18 protein-coding genes are annotated in these 18,941 nt (G+C 64.9%); 8 read left to right on the top strand and 10 right to left on the bottom strand.

Annotated elements, in window-relative coordinates; genetic code table 11:
• Positions 1 to 421: 421 nt before the first annotated feature.
• Complete coding sequence (locus ACODS5_RS19365; protein WP_134693093.1) at positions 422 to 1,189, top strand: hypothetical protein; 768 nt, start codon at positions 422 to 424, stop codon at positions 1,187 to 1,189.
• A gap of 123 nt (positions 1,190 to 1,312) precedes the next feature.
• Here the strand turns inward: ACODS5_RS19365 and ACODS5_RS19360 are convergent, their stop codons facing one another.
• Together ACODS5_RS19360 and ACODS5_RS19355 are read right to left on the bottom strand one after the other, a co-directional pair.
• Positions 1,313 to 1,795: a GAF domain-containing protein gene (locus ACODS5_RS19360; RefSeq protein WP_134693092.1), complete on the bottom strand. Its 483-nt coding sequence runs from the start codon at positions 1,793 to 1,795 to the stop codon at positions 1,313 to 1,315.
• Complete coding sequence (locus ACODS5_RS19355) at positions 1,796 to 2,683, bottom strand: ATP-binding protein (protein ID WP_489109417.1); 888 nt, start codon at positions 2,681 to 2,683, stop codon at positions 1,796 to 1,798.
• Positions 2,684 to 2,791: 108 nt separating this feature from the next.
• Here ACODS5_RS19355 and ACODS5_RS19350 point away from each other — a divergent pair, with 108 nt between their 5' ends.
• A complete protein-coding gene (locus ACODS5_RS19350) occupies positions 2,792 to 5,146 on the top strand; it encodes a response regulator (protein ID WP_134693090.1) in 2,355 nt (784 codons plus the stop codon).
• Here the strand turns inward: ACODS5_RS19350 and ACODS5_RS19345 are convergent.
• Together ACODS5_RS19345 and msrB are read right to left on the bottom strand one after the other, a co-directional pair.
• Positions 5,136 to 5,624 (bottom strand): glutathione peroxidase, encoded by a 489-nt coding sequence (locus ACODS5_RS19345; RefSeq protein WP_134693089.1) that lies wholly within the window; start codon positions 5,622 to 5,624, stop codon positions 5,136 to 5,138. The genes ACODS5_RS19350 and ACODS5_RS19345 overlap by 11 nt on opposite strands.
• A 25-nt stretch (positions 5,625 to 5,649) precedes the next feature.
• Positions 5,650 to 6,045 carry a peptide-methionine (R)-S-oxide reductase MsrB gene (gene msrB / locus ACODS5_RS19340; protein WP_489109416.1) on the bottom strand — a complete coding sequence of 132 codons (396 nt, stop codon included), beginning with the start codon at positions 6,043 to 6,045 and terminating at the stop codon, positions 5,650 to 5,652.
• Between the two features lie 167 nt (positions 6,046 to 6,212).
• Here msrB and ACODS5_RS19335 point away from each other — a divergent pair, with 167 nt between their 5' ends.
• Both ACODS5_RS19335 and htpX read left to right on the top strand, forming a co-directional pair.
• Complete coding sequence (locus ACODS5_RS19335) at positions 6,213 to 7,424, top strand: pyridoxal phosphate-dependent aminotransferase (RefSeq protein WP_134693087.1); 1,212 nt, start codon at positions 6,213 to 6,215, stop codon at positions 7,422 to 7,424.
• A gap of 278 nt (positions 7,425 to 7,702) precedes the next feature.
• Positions 7,703 to 8,590 carry a protease HtpX gene (gene htpX / locus ACODS5_RS19330; protein ID WP_134693086.1) on the top strand — a complete coding sequence of 296 codons (888 nt, stop codon included), beginning with the start codon at positions 7,703 to 7,705 and terminating at the stop codon, positions 8,588 to 8,590.
• 171 nt (positions 8,591 to 8,761) lie between these two features.
• On the opposite strand, the gene ACODS5_RS19325 is transcribed toward htpX, so the two are convergent.
• Positions 8,762 to 9,412, bottom strand: coding sequence for a thiopurine S-methyltransferase (locus tag ACODS5_RS19325; protein WP_489109415.1), 651 nt, complete (start codon positions 9,410 to 9,412; stop codon positions 8,762 to 8,764).
• A gap of 99 nt (positions 9,413 to 9,511) precedes the next feature.
• On the opposite strand from ACODS5_RS19325, the gene ACODS5_RS19320 reads away from it, so the two are divergent.
• Positions 9,512 to 10,264, top strand: a complete 753-nt coding sequence (locus ACODS5_RS19320; protein WP_489109414.1) for a DODA-type extradiol aromatic ring-opening family dioxygenase — start codon at positions 9,512 to 9,514, stop codon at positions 10,262 to 10,264.
• 84 nt (positions 10,265 to 10,348) lie between these two features.
• Here the strand turns inward: ACODS5_RS19320 and ACODS5_RS19315 are convergent, their stop codons facing one another.
• Positions 10,349 to 12,025, bottom strand: coding sequence for a DEAD/DEAH box helicase (locus ACODS5_RS19315; RefSeq protein ID WP_134693083.1), 1,677 nt, complete (start codon positions 12,023 to 12,025; stop codon positions 10,349 to 10,351).
• 349 nt (positions 12,026 to 12,374) lie between these two features.
• Positions 12,375 to 13,130, bottom strand: a complete 756-nt coding sequence (locus tag ACODS5_RS19310) for a spermidine synthase (RefSeq protein ID WP_134693082.1) — start codon at positions 13,128 to 13,130, stop codon at positions 12,375 to 12,377.
• A gap of 117 nt (positions 13,131 to 13,247) precedes the next feature.
• On the opposite strand from ACODS5_RS19310, the gene ACODS5_RS19305 reads away from it, so the two are divergent.
• A complete protein-coding gene (locus ACODS5_RS19305; protein WP_134693081.1) occupies positions 13,248 to 14,594 on the top strand; it encodes a class II 3-deoxy-7-phosphoheptulonate synthase in 1,347 nt (448 codons plus the stop codon).
• Here ACODS5_RS19305 and ACODS5_RS19300 read toward each other — a convergent pair.
• Together ACODS5_RS19300 and ACODS5_RS19295 are read right to left on the bottom strand one after the other, a co-directional pair.
• Positions 14,575 to 15,795, bottom strand: coding sequence for a winged helix-turn-helix domain-containing protein (locus tag ACODS5_RS19300; protein WP_489109413.1), 1,221 nt, complete (start codon positions 15,793 to 15,795; stop codon positions 14,575 to 14,577). The two genes, ACODS5_RS19305 and ACODS5_RS19300, sit on opposite strands and share 20 nt — an antisense overlap.
• 70 nt (positions 15,796 to 15,865) lie before the next feature.
• Positions 15,866 to 16,084 carry a DUF1127 domain-containing protein gene (locus tag ACODS5_RS19295; RefSeq protein WP_031316004.1) on the bottom strand — a complete coding sequence of 73 codons (219 nt, stop codon included), beginning with the start codon at positions 16,082 to 16,084 and terminating at the stop codon, positions 15,866 to 15,868.
• Positions 16,085 to 16,180: 96 nt separating this feature from the next.
• Here ACODS5_RS19295 and ACODS5_RS19290 point away from each other — a divergent pair, with 96 nt between their 5' ends.
• Complete coding sequence (locus tag ACODS5_RS19290) at positions 16,181 to 17,032, top strand: LysR substrate-binding domain-containing protein (RefSeq protein ID WP_489109412.1); 852 nt, start codon at positions 16,181 to 16,183, stop codon at positions 17,030 to 17,032.
• A 37-nt stretch (positions 17,033 to 17,069) separates the two neighbouring features.
• On the opposite strand, the gene ACODS5_RS19285 is transcribed toward ACODS5_RS19290, so the two are convergent.
• Positions 17,070 to 17,819, bottom strand: coding sequence for a sulfite exporter TauE/SafE family protein (locus ACODS5_RS19285; protein WP_134693078.1), 750 nt, complete (start codon positions 17,817 to 17,819; stop codon positions 17,070 to 17,072).
• 113 nt (positions 17,820 to 17,932) lie between these two features.
• Here ACODS5_RS19285 and ACODS5_RS19280 point away from each other — a divergent pair, with 113 nt between their 5' ends.
• Positions 17,933 to 18,886, top strand: a complete 954-nt coding sequence (locus tag ACODS5_RS19280) for a LysR family transcriptional regulator (RefSeq protein ID WP_134693077.1) — start codon at positions 17,933 to 17,935, stop codon at positions 18,884 to 18,886.
• Positions 18,887 to 18,941 lie beyond the last annotated feature (55 nt).

The raw sequence follows: 18,941 nt of genomic DNA, 5'->3' as shown, positions 1-18,941 counted from the left end.
ACCCCTGTTACCGCCGTGAAAGGGCGGTGTCCTAGGCCACTAGACGAAGGGGACACGCTGCTCGCATTTGCATGCTTGCTTTCACTCCCTGCCGCGTTTCGCTGTTTGCTTTACGCTGCAAGTGGCGCGCATTCTATGGATGCCTTGCAGGGTCGTCAACCCCTTTGTAGAAATTTATTTAAATCAATGACTTCCCGTTGCCACAGGGGGTGGTGCAGGATGTGTCCGGGGATTGGCGTTGATTTTCTGACACGGCCTCGGCAAGCTCATAGCCATGTGCCATCAACTGTAGATTCGCGCAGCCCTGCCGACATAGAAATAAGGCGCGAGCGCGCGAGTTCCGCCGGGCTGCACTGTTCGCCCCCAGGTGAACTCACTACACTCTTTACCAGATGCAAAACTTCTTCATGAGGCGTTAACGGTGACACCACTTCTGATCACCCTGCTTATCGTGGCGGGCATCGCATTACTGATCGTGATCGGCTACCTCAACAACGTGGTCGAGAACAGCAAGCTCGAGCGCGCACGCTTGAAAGTCGAACTGGCCGATCGCCTGCGCCGCTGTGGCGAGATCACCGAAACCTTCCCCGGCCAGTTCATGACCCCGGCCCTCAAGCTGCTGCTGACCCGCCTGGAGCTGAACCTCAACCAGCGCCAGCTGGCACTGGACAAGCACAGCGGCGACCTCAAGGCGCGTATCGCCGAGCTCGAGGGGCTGATCAGCCAGGCCGAGCGTATCCCGGTGAACAACCCGCCCTCGCCGATCCATACCGAAGCCAAGGCCAAGGATGTGCGCTTCCTGCTGGAGCTGCTGCACAACCAGATCGTGCGCGCCACCCAGGAAGGCTTCCTGGCCACCAACGAAGGCAAGTACTGGGTCAAGGAGATCCGCCATATCCTGGTGCTGCTGCACATCGAGTTCTTCAACAACCTGGGCCAGCAGGCCCTGCAGCAGAACCAGCCGGGCCAGGCGCGCCTGGCCTTCGAGCGTGGCGTGCAATACCTGCGCAAACAACCTGAGCCCAAGCAGTATGAAGAGCAGCTGACTTACCTGGAAAAACTGCTGAACCGCGCCAACGCCCAGGTTCTGGACCAGATGGAGCCGGCGGAGAACGACCAGAACGCGCTGACCCAGGGCCTGAAGACCGACGAGGACGAAACCTGGAAGAAGAAGGTCATCTACGATTGATCGAGCGAGGCCAAGGCCTGCACGCCGGCAAGCCGGCACCTACAGATCGCGTGTAGGAGCCGGCTTGCCGGCGAACAGGAGCAAACAAAAAGAAAGGGGCCTTTGCAGGCCCCTTCTTCATTTTCAGCAGTCGCTCAACTCGAGGAACACCTCGACCAAGCGCTCCAGCCCCACCTGGTCGGCCTCGCTGAAACGCGCCAGTTTCGGGCTGTCCAGATCAAGCACGCCAATCAGCCGACCGCCCTTCACCAGCGGAATCACCAGCTCGCTGTTGGACGCGCTGTCGCAAGCGATGTGCCCGGGGAAGGCATGCACATCCTCGACCCGCTGGGTTTGCCGGCTCGCCGCCGCGGCACCGCACACGCCCCGGCCGAATGGAATGCGCACGCACGCCACCTGGCCCTGGAACGGGCCGAGCACCAGCTCCTCGTTGCGATTGAGGTAGAACCCCGCCCAGTTCAAGTCCTCGACCTGGCTGAACAGGAACGCCGAGAACTGCGCGGCATTGGCGATGAAGTCGCGCTCGTCGGCAAACAACGCCCGCACTTGCGCAGCCAGCAGGTCGTAGCCGTCGAGGCCCTTGCCACTGGCATTGAGGTCGATCATTTATTTCTGCTCCAGCAATTGCAGCCCGACCCAGTAGCGGGCGAACTGATAGGCACAGCGGCCATTACGGTTGCCGCGGCCGGTGGCCCAGCGCACGGCGAGGATGTCGAGCTCTTCGTTGCGCTGCCAGCGCAGCCCGGCTGGGCGCGCCAGCTGGCCGATCCAGTGTTCGACCACGTTGAGGAAGTGCTCCTGGGAGAACGGATAGAACGACAGCCACAGGCCGAAACGGTCGGACAGGGCGATCTTGTCCTCCACCGCCTCGTTGGGGTGCAGCTCGCCATCGACCATCTTCCAGTTTTCGTTGTCGCTCTGTTTTTCCGGTACCAGGTGGCGACGGTTGGAGGTGGCGTACAGCAGCACGTTGTCCGGCGCCTGTTCCAGCGAGCCGTCGAGCACGCTCTTGAGCACCCGGTAGTCGCCCTCCCCGGCCTCGAACGACAGGTCGTCGCAGAACAGGATGAAACGCTGCTCGAGCTTTTGCAGTTGCTCGACCACCCGCGGCAGGTCGGCCAGGTGATCGCGCTCGATCTCGATCAGGCGCAAGCCCTGGCCTGCGTGTTCGGCCAGCAGCGCGCGCACCAGCGACGACTTGCCGGTGCCACGCGAGCCCCACAGCAAGGCGTGGTTGGCCGGCATGCCGCTGATGAACTGGTGAGTATTGCGGCCCAGCTGGTCACGCTGCTGGTCGACGCCGATCAGGTCGGTCAGGCGGATATCCAGGCTGACCTCCAACGGCATCAGATAGCCGCTGCGGCCATCGCGCTGCCAGCGGGCAGCCAGGGTATGGCCCCAGTCGATGTTCGGGCGTTGCGCGGGCAACAAGGGTTCCAGACGCGCAAGCACGGATTCGGCGCGGTCGAGAAAAGCGGTAAGTCGGGCGTCCATGACGACTCCTAGTGAATTTCAGTTTGTCAGGGCGCGCAAAGCGGCCCTTAGATTCACGCTCAACTGAAATGAACAGACAGACCCGCCAGCAGCCAGGGCTGATCGGCTATGCTTGCGCAGCGCACGGAGCAAGTAACCGGCTTGGGACCCATGGATATCAAGTTCACCAATCGCCTGTCATACAAGCAAGCCCGGTTGACAGTCCTGGTCGGCTTCATCCTGGGAACATTGCTCAGTCTCATCCAGATCGGCATCGATTATGCCAGCGAAGACGCGTCCATCAACCGTGAAATTCAGGCGTTGATGAAGATCAGCCATGACACGGCCTCGCGCATTGCCTACAACATCGACACCGAGCTTGCCCAGGAGCTCACCGGCGGCCTGCTGCAATCGCCGGCGGTGATCCGCGCGCAGTTGATCGACAACAATGACACGGTGCTGGCCGATGTCCAGCGTCCACGCCTGGAGAGCCGCTACCGGCCGCTGTCGGACTTCCTGTTCGGCGAGCAACGCCAGTTCCGCGACCGCCTGTTCCTCGCCCACATGCCCAAGGAATACCTCGGCACCCTGTACCTGGACGTCGATACCTACGCCTTCGGCGGGCGCTTTCTCGACCGCGCCGGAGTCACCCTGGTCAACGGTTTCGCCCGCAGCTTGGTGCTCACCGGCATCCTCCTGGCGCTGTTCTACCTGATGCTGACCAAGCCCCTGGTCACGGTGATCGGCGCGCTCAGCGGCAACGACGCGCGCACCCCGCGGCAAACCCGCCTCGACTGCCCCAAGGGCCACGACAACGACGAGATCGGCGTGCTGGTGCGGGTCGCCAATCAGCAGTTCGTCAGCATGGCCACCGAGATCCAGCAACGGCGCGCCGCCGAGAACCGCCTGACCCAGTACCTCAACGAGCTGGAAGACATCGTCTCGGCGCGCACCGACGAGCTCAAGGCCAGCAACAGCCGCCTGAGCCTGTCCAACCAGGAGCTGGACGAGGCCCGCCAGCGCGCCCTGGACATGGCCCAGGCCCGCGCGGCGTTCCTGGCCAACATGAGCCACGAGATCCGCACCCCGCTCAACGGCATGCTCGGCATGATCGCCCTGGCCCTGGACAGCGGCCTGGCCGCCGAACAGCGCCAGCAGCTATCGATCGCCCACGACTCGGGCAAGGTGCTGGTGGAATTGCTCAACGATATCCTCGACCTGTCCAAGTTCGATGCCGGGCAACTGGAGCTCGAGCGCATTGCCTTCGACCTCGGGGCGATGGTCGAGGACACCGCCAACCTGCTGTCGCAGAATGCCGCGCCCAGCGTCGAGCTGACCTGCCTGATCGCCCCGGACTTCCCCAGCACGGTGCTCGGCGACCCGACCCGGGTCCGCCAGATCGTCAGCAACCTGCTGTCCAACGCCCTCAAGTTCACCCGCTTCGGCCGCGTCGACCTGCGCCTGTCGTGCATTGTCGGCGGCGTGCGCCTGGAGGTCTGCGACACCGGCATCGGCATCCCCGAAGAGGCCCAGGCGCGGATCTTCCAGCCGTTCACCCAGGCCGGCGCCGGCATCACCCGCCAATACGGCGGCACCGGCCTGGGCCTGACCCTGACGCGCAACCTGTGCAAGGCCATGCAGGGGCACCTGACCATCCATTCCGAGACCGGTTTTGGCAGCCGCTTCAGCGCCGACCTGCCCTTGGCCGCCCACACCGAGGCCATCCCGCCGGCGCCACTGGCCGGGCGCGTGGTGGCCCTGGGCAACGCTGGTAGCGGCCTGGCCGAGCTGCTCGGACAACTGCTGCCGCGCTGGGGGCTGGATTACACCCGCCATGACAATGCCGCCGAACTGGCCGGCAGCACGGTCGACCTGCTGATCACCGACGACCTCGACCATGTGCTCGACCTGCGCCCGACCATCCTCGCGCCAATCCTGCTGGTGACCGCCTACGGCAACTTCCTGCCCAGCGAGCAGGCCACGCAACTGGCGCCGCTGCACCAGCTGGCCCGGCCCCTGGCGCGCAACGCGCTGTACCAGACGTTGCGCCGCACCCTCCTGGGCGAGCCCAGCGCGCCCCTGCCCCACGAGGTACCGGCGACCCTGGAGCGCCGCGCGCGGGTGCTGCTGGTGGAAGACAACCCGGTGAACCAGTTGGTGGCCAAGGGCATGCTCGGCAAGCTCGGCTGCCAGGTGCAGGTCGCCGCCCATGGCGGCGAGGCCCTGGAGCGCCTGGAACAGGAGGACTTCGACCTGGTGCTGATGGACTGCAACATGCCGGTGATGGACGGCTACGAGGCCAGCCGGCGCATCCGCCAGGGCGGGCGCTGGCCAGAGCTGCCGATCGTCGCGCTGACCGCCAATGCCATGCCCGAGGAGCGCGAACGCTGCCGCGCCGCGGGCATGAACGACTATTTGGCCAAGCCGTTTCGCCGCGAGGAGCTATTGGCGCTGATCGACCACTGGGTGCCGCTCAGCGGCTGAGCAAAGGTTCGATCGCCGACTTCAGCGCTTCGGGCTTGGTGGTCGGGGCAAAGCGGGTGACCTGGCCGCTGGCCGGGTCGAGCAGGAACTTGGTGAAGTTCCACTTGATCTTCTGCGTGCCCAGCAGCCCTGGGGCGCGACGCTTGAGCTCGGCGAACAGCGGGTGGGCACCAGGGCCATTGACCTCGACCTTGCGAAACAGCGGGAAGCTCACGCCGAAATTGAGCTCGCAGAACTGCGCGATCTCGCGGGCATCGCCCGGCTCCTGCTTGCCGAACTGGTTGCAGGGAAAGCCCAGCACCACCAGGCCCTGCTCGCGGTATTCCTGCCACAGGCGCTCCAGGCCCTTGTACTGGGGGGTGAAGCCACACTGGCTGGCGGTGTTGACCACCAGCAGCGCCTTGCCGGGGAAATCACCGAGCTTCTTGTGCTCGCCGCCCAGGGTGACACAGGGGATGTCCAGCAGTGGATCGGCCATGATTGGCGCTCCTTCGGTGACGGGGTCAGTCGCGGGGCTTGAGGTCCAGGCACACCGAGTTGATGCAGTAGCGCTGCCCGGTCGGTGGCGGGCCGTCGGGGAACACATGGCCGAGGTGGGCATCGCACTGGGCGCAGGTGACCTCGGTGCGAATCATGCCGTGGGAAGTGTCACGAATCTCGATCATCGCGGCGGCCTCGATAGGCTCATAGAAACTCGGCCAGCCGCAGCCGGAATCGAACTTGGCCTTGGCGTCGAACAGCGCCAGGTCGCAGCAGATGCAATGGTAGATGCCGTCGCGGCGCTCGCTGTTGTACTTGCCGCTGAACGGCCGTTCGGTGCCCTTGAGGCGGCACACCTGATACTGGGCCGGGTCGAGCATGGCGCGCCATTCGTCCAGGGTTTTGTCGATCTTTTGCATGGTGGAACCTCGGCAGGCTGAATTTCACCTCGCGCTGGCTTTTCCCTGGCGCGGGTGGCACGTATATTAGTTGGCTTCGTGTGCAAGGCAGCAAGTCTGGCACCCGCTTCCCGCCCTTTCAAACCTTTCGATAAAGGGCGGTGCGTATTCTCACTCGGGATCTCATCATGCAGTTCAGCAAATCGAACAAGCTCGCCAATGTCTGCTATGACATTCGCGGCCCCGTGCTCAAGCACGCCAAACGCCTGGAAGAGGAAGGCCACCGCATCCTCAAGCTGAACATCGGCAACCCGGCGCCGTTTGGTTTCGAAGCGCCGGACGAGATCCTCCAGGACGTTATCCGCAACCTGCCGACCGCCCAGGGCTACAGCGACTCCAAGGGCCTGTTCAGCGCGCGCAAGGCAGTGATGCAGTACTGCCAGCAAAAAGAAATCGAAGGCGTCACCATCGAGGACATCTACCTGGGCAACGGCGTGTCCGAGCTGATCGTGATGTCGATGCAGGCGCTGCTCAACAACGGCGATGAAGTGCTGATCCCGGCTCCCGACTACCCGCTGTGGACCGCCGCGGTGAGCTTGGCCGGCGGCAAGCCGGTGCACTACCTGTGCGACGAGCAGGCCGACTGGTTCCCCGACCTTGACGACATCAAGGCCAAGATCACCCCGAACACCAAGGCCCTGGTGATCATCAACCCGAACAACCCGACCGGCGCGGTGTACTCCCGCGAGCTGCTGCAAGGCATGCTGGAACTGGCGCGCCAGCACAACCTGGTGGTGTTCTCCGACGAGATCTATGACAAGATCCTCTACGATGAGGCCGTGCATATCAGCACCGCGTCACTGGCCCCGGACCTGCTGTGCCTGACCTTCAACGGCCTGTCCAAGTCGTACCGGGTGGCCGGTTTCCGCTCTGGCTGGCTGATCATCTCCGGGCCCAAGCACCACGCCCAGAGCTACATCGAAGGCATCGACATGCTGGCCAACATGCGTCTGTGCGCCAACGTGCCGGCCCAGCACGCGATCCAGACCGCCCTGGGCGGCTACCAGAGCATCAACGATCTGGTGCTGCCGCCAGGCCGCCTGCTGGAGCAGCGCAACCGCACCTACGAGCTGCTCAACGACATCCCCGGGGTCAGCTGCGTGAAGCCGATGGGCGCACTGTATGCCTTCCCGCGCATCGACCCGAAGGTCTGCCCGATCCTCAACGATGAGAAATTCGCCCTCGACCTGCTGCTCTCGGAGAAGCTGCTGATCGTCCAGGGCACGGCGTTCAACTGGCCGTGGCCAGACCACTTCCGCGTGGTCACCCTGCCGCGGGTCGACGACCTGGAGCAGGCCATCGGCCGGATCGGCAATTTCCTGCGCACTTATTCGCAGTAAGCGCCAGGGCCAACCGTAGGAGCCAGCCTTGCTGGCGAACCAAGCGCCGCGGTGCAGGGCACCGGCGACACCGGTGTTCGCCGGCAAGGCTCCTACGCCGATCACCCAACGGGACCTTTACATCCTGCAACGCTCTGCCCCACAGCCCCTGCGGCATCCTCTGCCATACTTCCCCGCGTACACAGTTTGAAATAGTCCCCCGGTTGAATCGGCGTGGCCTCCCCCTTATATACCCCGCAGTACGCAACGAACTCATCCGTCAGGAGAACGTAACAACCATGATGCGCATTCTGTTGTTTGTAGCCACCAACCTCGCGGTGGTGCTGGTTGCAAGCATTACCCTGAGCCTGTTCGGCTTCAACGGGTTCATGGCAGCCAACGGGGTTGACCTCAACCTCAGCCAGCTGCTGGTCTTCTGCGCCGTGTTCGGTTTTGCGGGTTCGCTGGTCTCGCTGTTCATCTCCAAGTGGATGGCGAAGATGACCACCGGCACCCAGATCATCAGCCAGCCCCGCACCCGTCACGAGCAGTGGCTGCTGCAGACCGTCGAGGAGCTGTCCCGTGAAGCCGGCATCAAGATGCCCGAGGTGGGTATCTTCCCGGCCTACGAGGCCAACGCCTTCGCCACCGGCTGGAACCGCAACGATGCCTTGGTGGCCGTGTCCCAGGGCCTGCTCGAGCGTTTCTCGCCCGACGAGGTGCGCGCGGTGCTGGCCCACGAGATCGGCCACGTGGCCAACGGTGACATGGTCACCATGGCCCTGGTGCAAGGCGTGGTGAACACCTTCGTGATGTTCTTCGCCCGTATCATCGGCAACTTCGTCGACCGGGTGATCTTCAAGAACGAGGAAGGCCACGGCATCGCCTACTTCGTCGCGACCATCGTCGCCGAGCTGGTCCTGGGCATCCTCGCCAGCATCATCGTCATGTGGTACTCGCGCCGCCGTGAGTTCCGCGCCGACGAAGCCGGCGCCCACCTGGCCGGCACCAACGCGATGATCGGCGCCCTGCAGCGCCTGCGCTCGGAGCAAGGCCTGCCGGTGCACATGCCCGACACCATGAAGGCCTTCGGCATCAATGGCGGCCTCAAGCACGGGCTGGCCGGCCTGCTGATGAGCCACCCGCCACTGGAAGACCGTATCGACGCACTGCGCCGTCGCGGTTGATCCTGGCAGCTACGAAAAAGGGCGACTTCGGTCGCCCTTTTTGCGCCCATGTCGCTCCTCGGCCTGCAATACCTGTAGGAGCCAGCTTGCTGGCGAACCCGGCGCCGCGCAGGATGGCACCGGCCATGCCGGTGTTCGCCGGCAAGCCGGCTCTACAGGGTCGAAGCCAGCTTAGCGTCGTAGCCGATAGACGCGCTCTACCAGGCTTTCAACGCCCGCCTTCAGAAACTTCGGACTCTCACCAAGAATCTCCCGCCCTTCGACCTCATCGACCTGCCACCCGGCAAACCCTGCCCGCACTTCGGCATCCGCCACCGAGAACGGCGGCCCGTCGATCAACGCCTGGTCGTAATCCAGGGTCACCAGCAAGCCACGACACGCCTTCGGCAATTGCTCGCCCAGCAGCGCCATGTACCGCTCGCGCATTTCAGGCGGCAGCGCAATCAAGGCCGCGCGGTCATAGATCCCCGGGCAATCGGCAAGGTCCTCGGCACGCAAGGCGAATACATCCCCGCACCAGATCTCCACCTCATCACTGCGCCAGCTCTCGAACGCGCCGTGCCGAGTCACCTGCACCTGCAACCCATGCTCGGTGAAGAAATCCGCCACCGCCTGGCGCGATAGCTCCACCCCCAACACCTGATACCCCTGCGCGGCCAGCCAGAGCATGTCCAGGCTCTTGCCGCACAAAGGCACCAGCACCCGCGCGCCAGGCGCCAGCGCCAACGTCGGCCAATGCGCCTGCAGGTAAGGGTTCACCTGGAGCTGGTGAAAACCGATCTGGTTATCCGCCCACCGCTTGTGCCAGAACGCTGGCTCCATGATTCCTCCGGTTTTTCGATAAAAGCTTATGAAAACTTATATTGGATCTCGATCTTTGGCTGACCGAAGATGGGGCATCTTACCCCTCAGGATCCCGCCATGCTGCCCAGCCTGTTCATTTCCCACGGCTCCCCCATGCTTGCCCTGCAACCCGGCGCCAGCGGCCCGGCACTGGCCGGGCTGGCCCGCGCCCTGCCCCACCCCAAGGCAATCGTGGTGGTGTCGGCGCATTGGGAAAGCCGCGAGCTGCTGGTAATGGGCAACCCACAGCCGCAGACCTGGCACGACTTCCATGGTTTTCCGCCGGCCCTGTATGCCGTGCAGTACCCCGCGCCAGGCGCGCCGGAGCTGGCCCGACAGGTCGCCGAGCGCCTGGGCGCGCGGTTGGATACGCAGCGGCCATTCGACCACGGCGCCTGGGTGCCGCTGTCACTGATGTATCCAGAAGCCAACATCCCGGTGATCCAGGTGTCGCTGCCCAGCCAGGCCGGCCCCGCCCTGCAGCTGAAGGTTGGCCAAGCGCTGTCGACACTACGCGAGGAAGGCATCCTGCTGCTCGGTTCGGGCAGCATCACCCACAACCTGGGCGAACTGGACTGGCATGCTGGGCCGGACGCGGTCGCACCCTGGGCACTGGCGTTTCGCGACTGGGTGGTGGAACGGCTGGAGGCGGGGGACGAGAAAGCGCTGCTGGACTATCGTCGACAGGCGCCGTTTGCTGCGCGCAACCATCCCAGTGACGAACATTTGCTGCCCTTGTTCTTTGCCATGGGTGCCGGGGCACGGTTTGGCATCGTGCATCAGGGGTTCACGCTGGGGGCGCTGGGGATGGATATCTATCGGTTCGACTGAAGATTGCCGGGAGCATGATCAGCTGATAGACAGGCAAAAAAAATCCCCGGCACGGGCCGGGGATTTTTCATTGCAGCGCCAGGATCAGTCCTCGCGGTAGCGACGCAGCTTGAGCTGCTTGCCGGCCACACGGGTGTCCTTGAGCTTGGACAGCAGACGCTCCAGGCCTTCTTCCGGCAGCTCGATCAGGCTGAAGCTGTCGCGCACCTGGATGCGACCGATGGCGTCACGGGCCAGGCCACCTTCGTTGAGGATCGCCCCCAGCAGGTTCTTGGCCGCGATGCCGTCACGGGCACCCAGGGCGGTACGGCAACGCACGCGGCCTTCGGCCAGCGGCATCGGCGCACGACGCTCGCGATCACCACGGTCAGGACGCTCGGCGCGTTCGGTACGCTCGCCTCGCTCACGCGGGGTGTAGGTCGGCACCAGCGGCTGCTCACGCTCAACCGAAGCCAAGTCCAGCGCCTGGCCGTTGGTGGCCTTGCGCAGCAGGGCCGAGGCCAGGGCACGCGGGCTGCAACCCAGGGCTTCGGTCAGACGGTCGAGCAGATCGCCATGGCTGGCCTCTGCGTCGGCCACCAGCGGGGCCAGGCTGTTGGTCAGCTTCTTGATGCGCGCGTCCAGCACGGCCTGGGCGTTCGGCAGGCGGGCTTCGGCGACCTTCTGCCCGGTCACACGCTCGATGACCTGCAGCATGCGGCGCTCACGCGGGGTGACCAGCAGCAGTGCACGACCTTCGCGACCGGCACGGCCAGTACGGCCGATACGGTGCACGTAGGACTCTGGGTCGTACGGCATGTCGACGTTGAACACGTGGGTGATACGCGGTACGTCCAGGCCACGGGCGGCGACGTCGGTGGCGACGACGATGTCCAGGCGGCCATCCTTGAGCGAGTCGATCACCCGCTCACGCTGGTTCTGGGCGATGTCGCCGTTCAACGCGGCAGCCTTGTAGCCCTTGGCTTCCAGAGCGGAGGCCAGGTCCAGGGTGGCTTGCTTGGTACGCACGAAGGCGATCAGCGCGTCGAACTCTTCGACCTCCAGCAGGCGCAGCACGGCCGGGATCTTCTGGTCGGCGTGGACCATCAGGTGAGCCTGGTCGATCGCGGTGACGGTCTGGGTCTTGCTCTGGATCTTGACGTGCTTGGGCTCGCGCAGGTGACGCTCGGCGATCGAACGGATCGACGACGGCAGGGTGGCGGAGAACAGCACGGTCTGGCGCGACTCGGGAATGGCCTTGAAGATCACTTCCAGGTCGTCCATGAAGCCGAGCTTGAGCATTTCGTCCGCTTCGTCGAGCACCAGGTACTGCACGGTGGACAGGACTTTCTCGTCACGGCGCAGGTGGTCGCACAGGCGGCCAGGGGTAGCGACGACGATCTGGGCGCCATTGCGAATGGCACGCAACTGTGGGCCCATCGGGGCGCCACCGTACACGGCCACCACGTTCACGCCCGGCATCTGCTTGGCGTAGGTTTCGAAGGCGGTGGCTACTTGCAGCGCCAACTCACGGGTTGGCGCCAGGATCAGGGCTTGCGGTTCGCGCTTGCTCACGTCGATCTTGTTGAGGATCGGCAGGGCGAAGGCAGCGGTCTTGCCGGTGCCAGTCTGCGCCTGGCCGATCATGTCGTGACCGGCGAGGATGATCGGGATCGACTGTTGCTGGATGGCCGACGGCTCTTCATAGCCGGTAGCCAGGACGGCAGCAACGATATTCGGGTTGAGATCGAGAGCGGCGAATCCGCCGGTTTCCTGGGTCATGGGTCTGCCTCTAGGTGCATCCGCAAAGACCCATGCTCCAAAGCTGCACATGCCTTGAAAGACCCGAAGGTCACCCAGGCAGCTTTGGCGGCGGGGATTTGCGAAAACGATTGAAAAAGAAACGTGTGAGAGGGTCCGCCTAGCGGACATGCAGCCGAAGCTGGATTCGGAGGATTTGCACCACCTGATTTTGAGGTCCGCTAAAAGACCGGCGCGTACTATACCCGAAATAGCCGTGAATTGTGAGAAATATTTCGACAGTGACGACCCACATTGGATCCAGGCTGAATCGTTTCCCTGTGGACGCGGCCTTGTGTCGCGTCCACAGGGATCGCGTTGGGCGATTACATCAGGTCGCCGGGCGGATGGCCTTGATCAGGTACTCCAGCGCATACCCCAACTGCGGCGCCAGCGCTGTGGCGCGCGCCCGCACGGCATCGATATCCAGGCTCTGCTCCAGGTCCGCCGGCACCAGCAGGATCACATTGCCCTCCTTCACTGGCAACTCCCAGTAATGCCGGTGGTACAGGCCTCGCAACAACGCCGCCCCCAACGGCCGGCCATCGTCGCCGGCCCACTGGTTGATCACCAGCCAGCCACCGGGGTTGAGCTGCTGCTGGCAGCGCTCCAGAAACCCCCAGGCCAGGTGCCCGACGCCAGGGCCATGGTCGGTATACAGGTCGACGAACAGCAAATCGGCCTTCTCGGCCGTAGGCAGCAGTTCCAGGGCATCGCCCACCCGCACGTACAGCCGTGGGTCGTCGTCCAGGCCCATGAACTCCATGGCCAGGCGCGGCACATCCGGACGCAGCTCGATGGCCTCGACGTCCTCCAGCGCCAGGAACTTCAGGCATGCCTGGGTCAGGGTGCCGGCGCCAAGGCCCAGGAACAACGCGCTCTCGGGCTGCGCATGGCACAGTGCGCCGACCAGCATGGCGCGGGTATAGTCGTACTCCAGCCAACTGGGGTCGGCCGTGAAGGTACAGCTCTGCTCGATGGCGTCGCCGAACTCGAGGAAGCGGTAGTCCTCCACCTCGTACACGCTGATGACGCCAAAGGCATCCTCGACCCGTGCCAGCAGCCGCTCTTCCCGCTCCGTCGCCATCCCGCCACCTGCCCGCGCAAAACGCGCATTGTCCGTCAATGCCGGTGGTGCAACAAGCACGTCGCCAGCGTTACCATGACAGGCACGCCCGAACCGACACTATAGATAGAGCCTGTGATGACCCGACCCTGGAGCCCTGACAGCTGGCGCGCCCTGCCGATCCAGCAGCAACCGACCTACCCCGACGCCGCGCACCTGCTCAAGGTCGAGCAGACCCTGGCCGGTTACCCGCCGCTGGTATTCGCCGGCGAAGCCCGCGAGCTGCGCCGGCAGTTCGCCGAGGTCACCCAGGGCCGGGCATTCCTGCTGCAAGGCGGCGACTGCGCCGAGAGCTTCGCCGAGTTTTCCGCGGCGAAGATCCGCGACACCTTCAAGGTGCTGTTGCAGATGGCCATCGTCATGACCTTCGCCGCCGGCTGCCCGGTGGTCAAGGTCGGGCGCATGGCCGGCCAGTTCGCCAAGCCGCGCTCGGCCAACGACGAAACCATCGGCGACATCACCCTGCCCGCCTACCGTGGCGACATCGTCAACGGCATCGGCTTCGACGCCGCCAGCCGCGTGCCCGACCCCGAGCGCCTGCTGCAGGCCTACCACCAGGCCACCGCCAGCCTCAACCTGCTGCGCGCCTTCGCCCAGGGCGGCTTCGCCGACCTGCACCAGGTGCACAAGTGGAACCTGGACTTCATCGCCAACTCAGCCCTGGCCGACAAATACCAGCAACTGGCCAACCGCATCGACGAAACCCTGGCGTTCATGCGCGCCTGCGGCCTGGACAGCGCACCGCAATTGCGCGAAACCAGCTTCTTCACCGCCCACGAAGCCTTGCTGCTCAACTACGAAGAAGCCTTCGTGCGTCGCGACAGCCTCACCGGCGACTACTACGACTGCTCGGCGCACATGCTGTGGATCGGCGACCGCACCCGCCAGCTGGACGGCGCCCATGTCGAGTTCCTGCGCGGCGTGCACAACCCGATCGGGGTCAAGGTCGGCCCGAGCATGGACCCTGAAGCGTTGATCCGCCTGATCGACGTGCTCAACCCGGACAACGACCCCGGCCGCCTGAACCTGATCGTGCGCATGGGTGCCAGCAAGGTCGGCGACCACCTGCCGGGGCTGATCCGCACCGTCGAGCGCGAGGGCCGGCAGGTGCTGTGGAGCTCCGACCCGATGCACGGCAACACCATCAAGGCCAGCAGCGGCTACAAGACCCGCGACTTCGCGCAGATCCTCGACGAAGTGAAGCAGTTCTTCCAGGTGCACCAGGCCGAGGGTAGCCATGCCGGCGGCATCCATATCGAGATGACCGGGCAGAACGTCACCGAGTGCATCGGCGGCGCGCGGCCGATCACCGAAGACGGCCTGTCCGACCGCTACCATACCCATTGCGACCCGCGCATGAACGCCGACCAGTCGCTGGAGCTGGCGTTCCTGATCGCCGAAACCCTCAAGCAGGTGCGCCGCTGAGCAAGGCCTGACGCAGCCGGCTGCCCTCGGCGCGGGGGCAGTTGAGCTGCACCTGTGCCAGGCCCAGCCAGTTGGCCATACGCAACAGGCTGGCCGCCAGCGCCAGGTAGCCCGTCTCGCCCAGCTCCTGCGCCTCTTCGTGCACTGCATGTACCGCCAGGCGCCCGTGGGTGCGTTCGGCGCGCAGGTCCAGGCGCGCGGCGATGCGCCCGCCGTGCAGGAACGGCAGCACGTAGTAGCCGTACACCCGCTTGTGCGCCGGGGTGTAGATCTCCAGGCGATAGCGAAAATCGAACAGGCGCTCGGTACGCTCGCGCGCCCAGACCAGCGAATCGAACGGCGAGAGCAAGGCGCTGGCTTCGATGCGGCGGGGAATCCGTGGCACGCCCGCGACATAGGCCGGCTGTTTCCAGCCCTGCACGGCGCAAGCCTGCAGGCGCCCGTCCTCGAGCAAAACCGCCAGGGCGGCCTTGCTCTGCTGCGGCGAGAGGCGAAAGTAATCACGCAGATCCTGTTCGGTGGCCACGCCCAGGGCGCCGGCGGCGTGCAGCAGCAAGCCCTGGTGCGCTTCCGCCTCGCTGGGCTGGGCCTGATCTAGGATTTCCGCTGGTAGCACCCGCTCGGGCAGGTCGTACAGGCGCTCGAAACCGCGACGCCCGGCCACGGTGACCTCGCCAGCGGCGAACAGCCATTCCAGCGCGTGCTTTTCTTCGCTCCAGTCCCACCAGGGGCCGGCACGCTCCTCGCGGGTCGACAGGCTGCCTGCACCTAGCGCGCCACGCTCGCGCACGGCGGCCAGTACCCGGTCGATGACCTCGCGCCGCTCACGGCCAAAGGTCGCCAGTTGCCGGTAGATGCCCTTGCCGTCAGCGGCGTGGGCCATGCGCCAGCGCATCAGCGGGTAGAGCTCCAACGGCAGCAGCGAGGCCTCATGCCCCCAGTATTCGAATAGCCGCCGCTGGCGGCGCTTGCCCCAGGCGAGCTGGTCCAGCAGGTCGGCTGGATAGTCGCCAAGGCGCGAGAACAACGGCAGGTAATGGGAGCGCACCAGGGCATTGACCGAGTCGATCTGCACCACGCCCAGGCGCTGGAGCATGCGCTTGAGATTGGCGAGGGTCGGCGGGCGCGCGGGCGACTTGCCAAAACCCTGGGCGGACAAGGCCAGGCGGCGGGCCTGGGCGAGGGACAGGCTGAAGGACATAAGGTGGCTCCGTCTGGTATCCAGACAGTAAAGACGCAATCGCGGGGCAAGCCCGCGATTGTCGCCACCTTCATTTACGCAACGGGTCCTCCCAGAAATGCCGGTCGGCCTCCTGCTGGATATCCGCCCGCGACAACCCCAGGTCGTGCAGCGTGGCATCGCTCAGGCGCGCCAGCTCGTCGCGCTGGCGGTGCAGTTCGAACCAGCGCAGCACCAGCCCGCTGGCGTCGTGCCACAGATGGCCCAGGGATGCGGCCGGTTGGTGAGCTACGTTGAAATGACCTTTCATCATGACGCCCTCCTTGTGGATGGCTCCAGTCTCTGCCCAGGCTTAAGATCAATCCAACGAATGTTTCTGATGCCGTGCATCTAGGAGATTGATGCCATGTCCCAGTATCAGAGTCTCGATGCCGATGTGCTGCGCACCTTCGTCGCCATCGCCGAGCAAGGCGGCTTCACCCGTGCCGGCGAGGTGGTCAACCGTACCCAGTCGGCGGTCAGCATGCAGATGAAACGCCTGGAGGAAGACATCCTCCAGCGCCAGCTGTTCGAGCGCGACGGCCGCCAGGTACGCCTGACCGCCGAAGGCCAGGTGCTGCTGGGCTATGCCCGGCGCATCCTCAAGCTGCATGGCGAGGTGTTCAACACCCTGCGCATGCCGCACATGGTCGGGGTGGTACGCATCGGCACGCCGGACGACTACGCCATGCGCTACCTGCCCAGCATCCTCACCCGCTTCGCCCAGGCCTACCCGTTGATCCATGTCGAGGTACACTGCGACTCGTCCAAGCAACTGATGCTGCGCCAGGACCTGGACCTGACCATCGTCACCCGCGAGCCGGGCAATGAAGTCGGCCAGTTGCTGCGCCAGGAGCGCCTGGTATGGGCCGCCGCCGAGGGTTTCTGCCCCCAGGAGCAGCGACCGATGCCCTTGGCGCTGTTCAATACCGACTGCTTCTGCCGGGCCTGGACCTGCAACGCCCTGGAGCGCCAGGGCATCGAGTACCGCATCGCCTACACCAGCCCCAGCCTGGCGGCGATCTTCGCCATCGTCACCGCGGGGTTGGCGGTGACCGCGCAATTGCACAGCCTGGTCGGCGGGCAACTGCGCATTCTCGGCGAAGAAGACGGCTTGCCACAGTTGCACATGGCCAATGTGATGCTGCTGCGCAACGACCAGCAGCATTCCCCCATCACCGACTGCATGGCCGAATACATCGTCGAAGGGTTCAAATGACAGGTGAGATCCAGGGCCGCCTTGTGGCCCCTGGATACTACAGCTCGAACCCGAGCATCACCGCGCACACCACCAGGAAGCCGCAGAACATCGCCCGTAGCACCTTCTCCGGCAACGCATGGGCCAGCTTCACGCCCCAGCTGATACTGAGCAACCCGCCGATCGCCAAGGGGATGCCGACGCTCCAGACAACACTCTGGTGCAGTCCATAGGTCAGCAGCGTCACCAGGGTGCTCGGCGCCGCCAGCGCCAGTGACAGGCCCTGAGCCACCACCTGGGTGGTGCCGAACACCGAGGTGAGAATCGGCGTCGCCACCACCGCCCCGCCCACGCCGAACAGCCCGCCCATGGTCCCGGCAAAGCTGCCCAACACGCCCAGCCATGGCCACGGATAGCGCAGCTGGTTGCTCGGCGGCCTCACTGGCAGGAACATCCGCGCCACGTTCCACACCGCCAGGACCACCAGAAAACCGACGAAATACAGGCGCATCGACTGGGCATCGATCCCGACAGCCCAGATCGCCCCCAGCCAGGCGAACACGAAACTGCACAACGACAACGGCACGGCATGGCGCAGCTCGATGCGGTTGCGCTGGTGATAGCGCCACAACGCCAACAGCACGTTGGGCACCACCATCACCAGCGCCGTGCCCTGGGCCAACTGCTGGTCAAGACCGAACAACACCCCCAGCGCCGGAATCGCGATCAACCCGCCGCCAATACCGAACAGGCCACCCAGGGTGCCCAGTGCCGCGCCCAACACGATATACATCAACCACTCGATCATCCGGGCCTCATCCGCCTGTTTTCAGAGAATGAGCGGCATGCTACCCAGTCGCGGCTAGCGGGGAAACGCACAGCAGCGCACAATGGCTGTGCGTAATCTGCATAAGCACCCCTATGACCCCCAATATCCTTACCGAACAACTGAGCCTGTTTCTCGACGTGCTGGAAACCGGCAGTTTCTCCGCCGCCGCCCGTCGCCACCCGCTGACCCCATCCGCCGTGGCCCGACGCATCGACAGCCTGGAAAGCGCCGTGGGCAGCCGCCTGTTCTCGCGCAGCACCCATGCCGTGCGGCCAACTCCGGCGGGCAACGCGTTCGCCGAGCGGGCCCGGCGTATCATCGAAGAGCTACGCCTGGCGCGGGCCGAGGCGGTGTCGCTGAGCAATGCCCCCGAAGGGCTGATTCGCATCGACGCCCCCGCCGCCTTTGGCCGGCGCCACCTGGCGCCGGCCATTGCCGACTTCCTGGTGGCCTACCCCGGGCTCGACGTGCAACTGCGCCTGATCGACAGCTTCGTCGACCTGCACGGCAGCCACCTGGGCGAAGTCGACCTGGTGCTGCGCGCCGGCCCCCTGGCCGACACCCGCCTGGTGGCCACGCCCCTGGCCTACATGGTGCGCATCGCCTGCGCCAGCCCTGCCTACCTGGCTAGCCGCGGGGTGCCGGCCTGCCCCAGCGAGTTGCCCGGCCACGATGGTCTGGACTGGGATGGCCTGGCGCCGCCGTTCGCCTGGCGCTTCAACGTCGACGGCCAGACCCGGCTATACCGCCCCGCCCGCATGCGCATGGCCGCCAACAACGCCGAGACCCTGCTGTTCGGTGCCCTCGCAGGGTTGGGCGTGGCCCACCTGCCCACCTGGTTGATCAGCGACTACCTGCTGCGTGGCGAATTGCTCCCGCTGTTTTGCCAAGGCGGCCTGCCCGAACCCGAAACCAGCGGCATTTATGCCCTGCGCCTGGAACACGAAACGAACTCTCGTAGCCGTTTGCTGCTCGAATTCCTCAAGAGCCGATTCAGTCCGCTACCACCGTGGGACCTGGCCCTGAGAAGCGAGCTGCGCTGGTAGTGAGCGCACCAAGCTTTGGCGTGCTAGATTTCCATCCTCATCGATACCAAGGACC

The organism is Pseudomonas sp. FG47 (assembly GCF_057809115.1).
The sequence above is the reverse complement of the archived record's forward strand: the minus strand, read 5'-3'. Positions and strand labels throughout refer to the sequence as shown.

Bases quoted from the DNA above. Each gene is read 5' to 3' on its own strand.
- ACODS5_RS19360 (WP_134693092.1), bottom strand. From the start codon at position 1,795: ATGATCGACCTCAATGCCAGTGGCAAGGGCCTCGACGGCTACGACCTG.
- ACODS5_RS19355 (WP_489109417.1), bottom strand. From the start codon at position 2,683: ATGGACGCCCGACTTACCGCTTTTCTCGACCGCGCCGAATCCGTGCTT.
- ACODS5_RS19350 (WP_134693090.1), top strand. From the start codon at position 2,792: ATGCTTGCGCAGCGCACGGAGCAAGTAACCGGCTTGGGACCCATGGAT.
- ACODS5_RS19345 (WP_134693089.1), bottom strand. From the start codon at position 5,624: ATGGCCGATCCACTGCTGGACATCCCCTGTGTCACCCTGGGCGGCGAG.
- msrB (WP_489109416.1), bottom strand. From the start codon at position 6,045: ATGCAAAAGATCGACAAAACCCTGGACGAATGGCGCGCCATGCTCGAC.
- ACODS5_RS19335 (WP_134693087.1), top strand. From the start codon at position 6,213: ATGCAGTTCAGCAAATCGAACAAGCTCGCCAATGTCTGCTATGACATT.
- htpX (WP_134693086.1), top strand. From the start codon at position 7,703: ATGATGCGCATTCTGTTGTTTGTAGCCACCAACCTCGCGGTGGTGCTG.
- ACODS5_RS19325 (WP_489109415.1), bottom strand. From the start codon at position 9,412: ATGGAGCCAGCGTTCTGGCACAAGCGGTGGGCGGATAACCAGATCGGT.
- ACODS5_RS19320 (WP_489109414.1), top strand. From the start codon at position 9,512: ATGCTGCCCAGCCTGTTCATTTCCCACGGCTCCCCCATGCTTGCCCTG.
- ACODS5_RS19315 (WP_134693083.1), bottom strand. From the start codon at position 12,025: ATGACCCAGGAAACCGGCGGATTCGCCGCTCTCGATCTCAACCCGAAT.
- ACODS5_RS19310 (WP_134693082.1), bottom strand. From the start codon at position 13,130: ATGGCGACGGAGCGGGAAGAGCGGCTGCTGGCACGGGTCGAGGATGCC.
- ACODS5_RS19305 (WP_134693081.1), top strand. From the start codon at position 13,248: ATGACCCGACCCTGGAGCCCTGACAGCTGGCGCGCCCTGCCGATCCAG.
- ACODS5_RS19300 (WP_489109413.1), bottom strand. From the start codon at position 15,795: ATGTCCTTCAGCCTGTCCCTCGCCCAGGCCCGCCGCCTGGCCTTGTCC.
- ACODS5_RS19295 (WP_031316004.1), bottom strand. From the start codon at position 16,084: ATGAAAGGTCATTTCAACGTAGCTCACCAACCGGCCGCATCCCTGGGC.
- ACODS5_RS19290 (WP_489109412.1), top strand. From the start codon at position 16,181: ATGTCCCAGTATCAGAGTCTCGATGCCGATGTGCTGCGCACCTTCGTC.
- ACODS5_RS19285 (WP_134693078.1), bottom strand. From the start codon at position 17,819: ATGATCGAGTGGTTGATGTATATCGTGTTGGGCGCGGCACTGGGCACC.
- ACODS5_RS19280 (WP_134693077.1), top strand. From the start codon at position 17,933: ATGACCCCCAATATCCTTACCGAACAACTGAGCCTGTTTCTCGACGTG.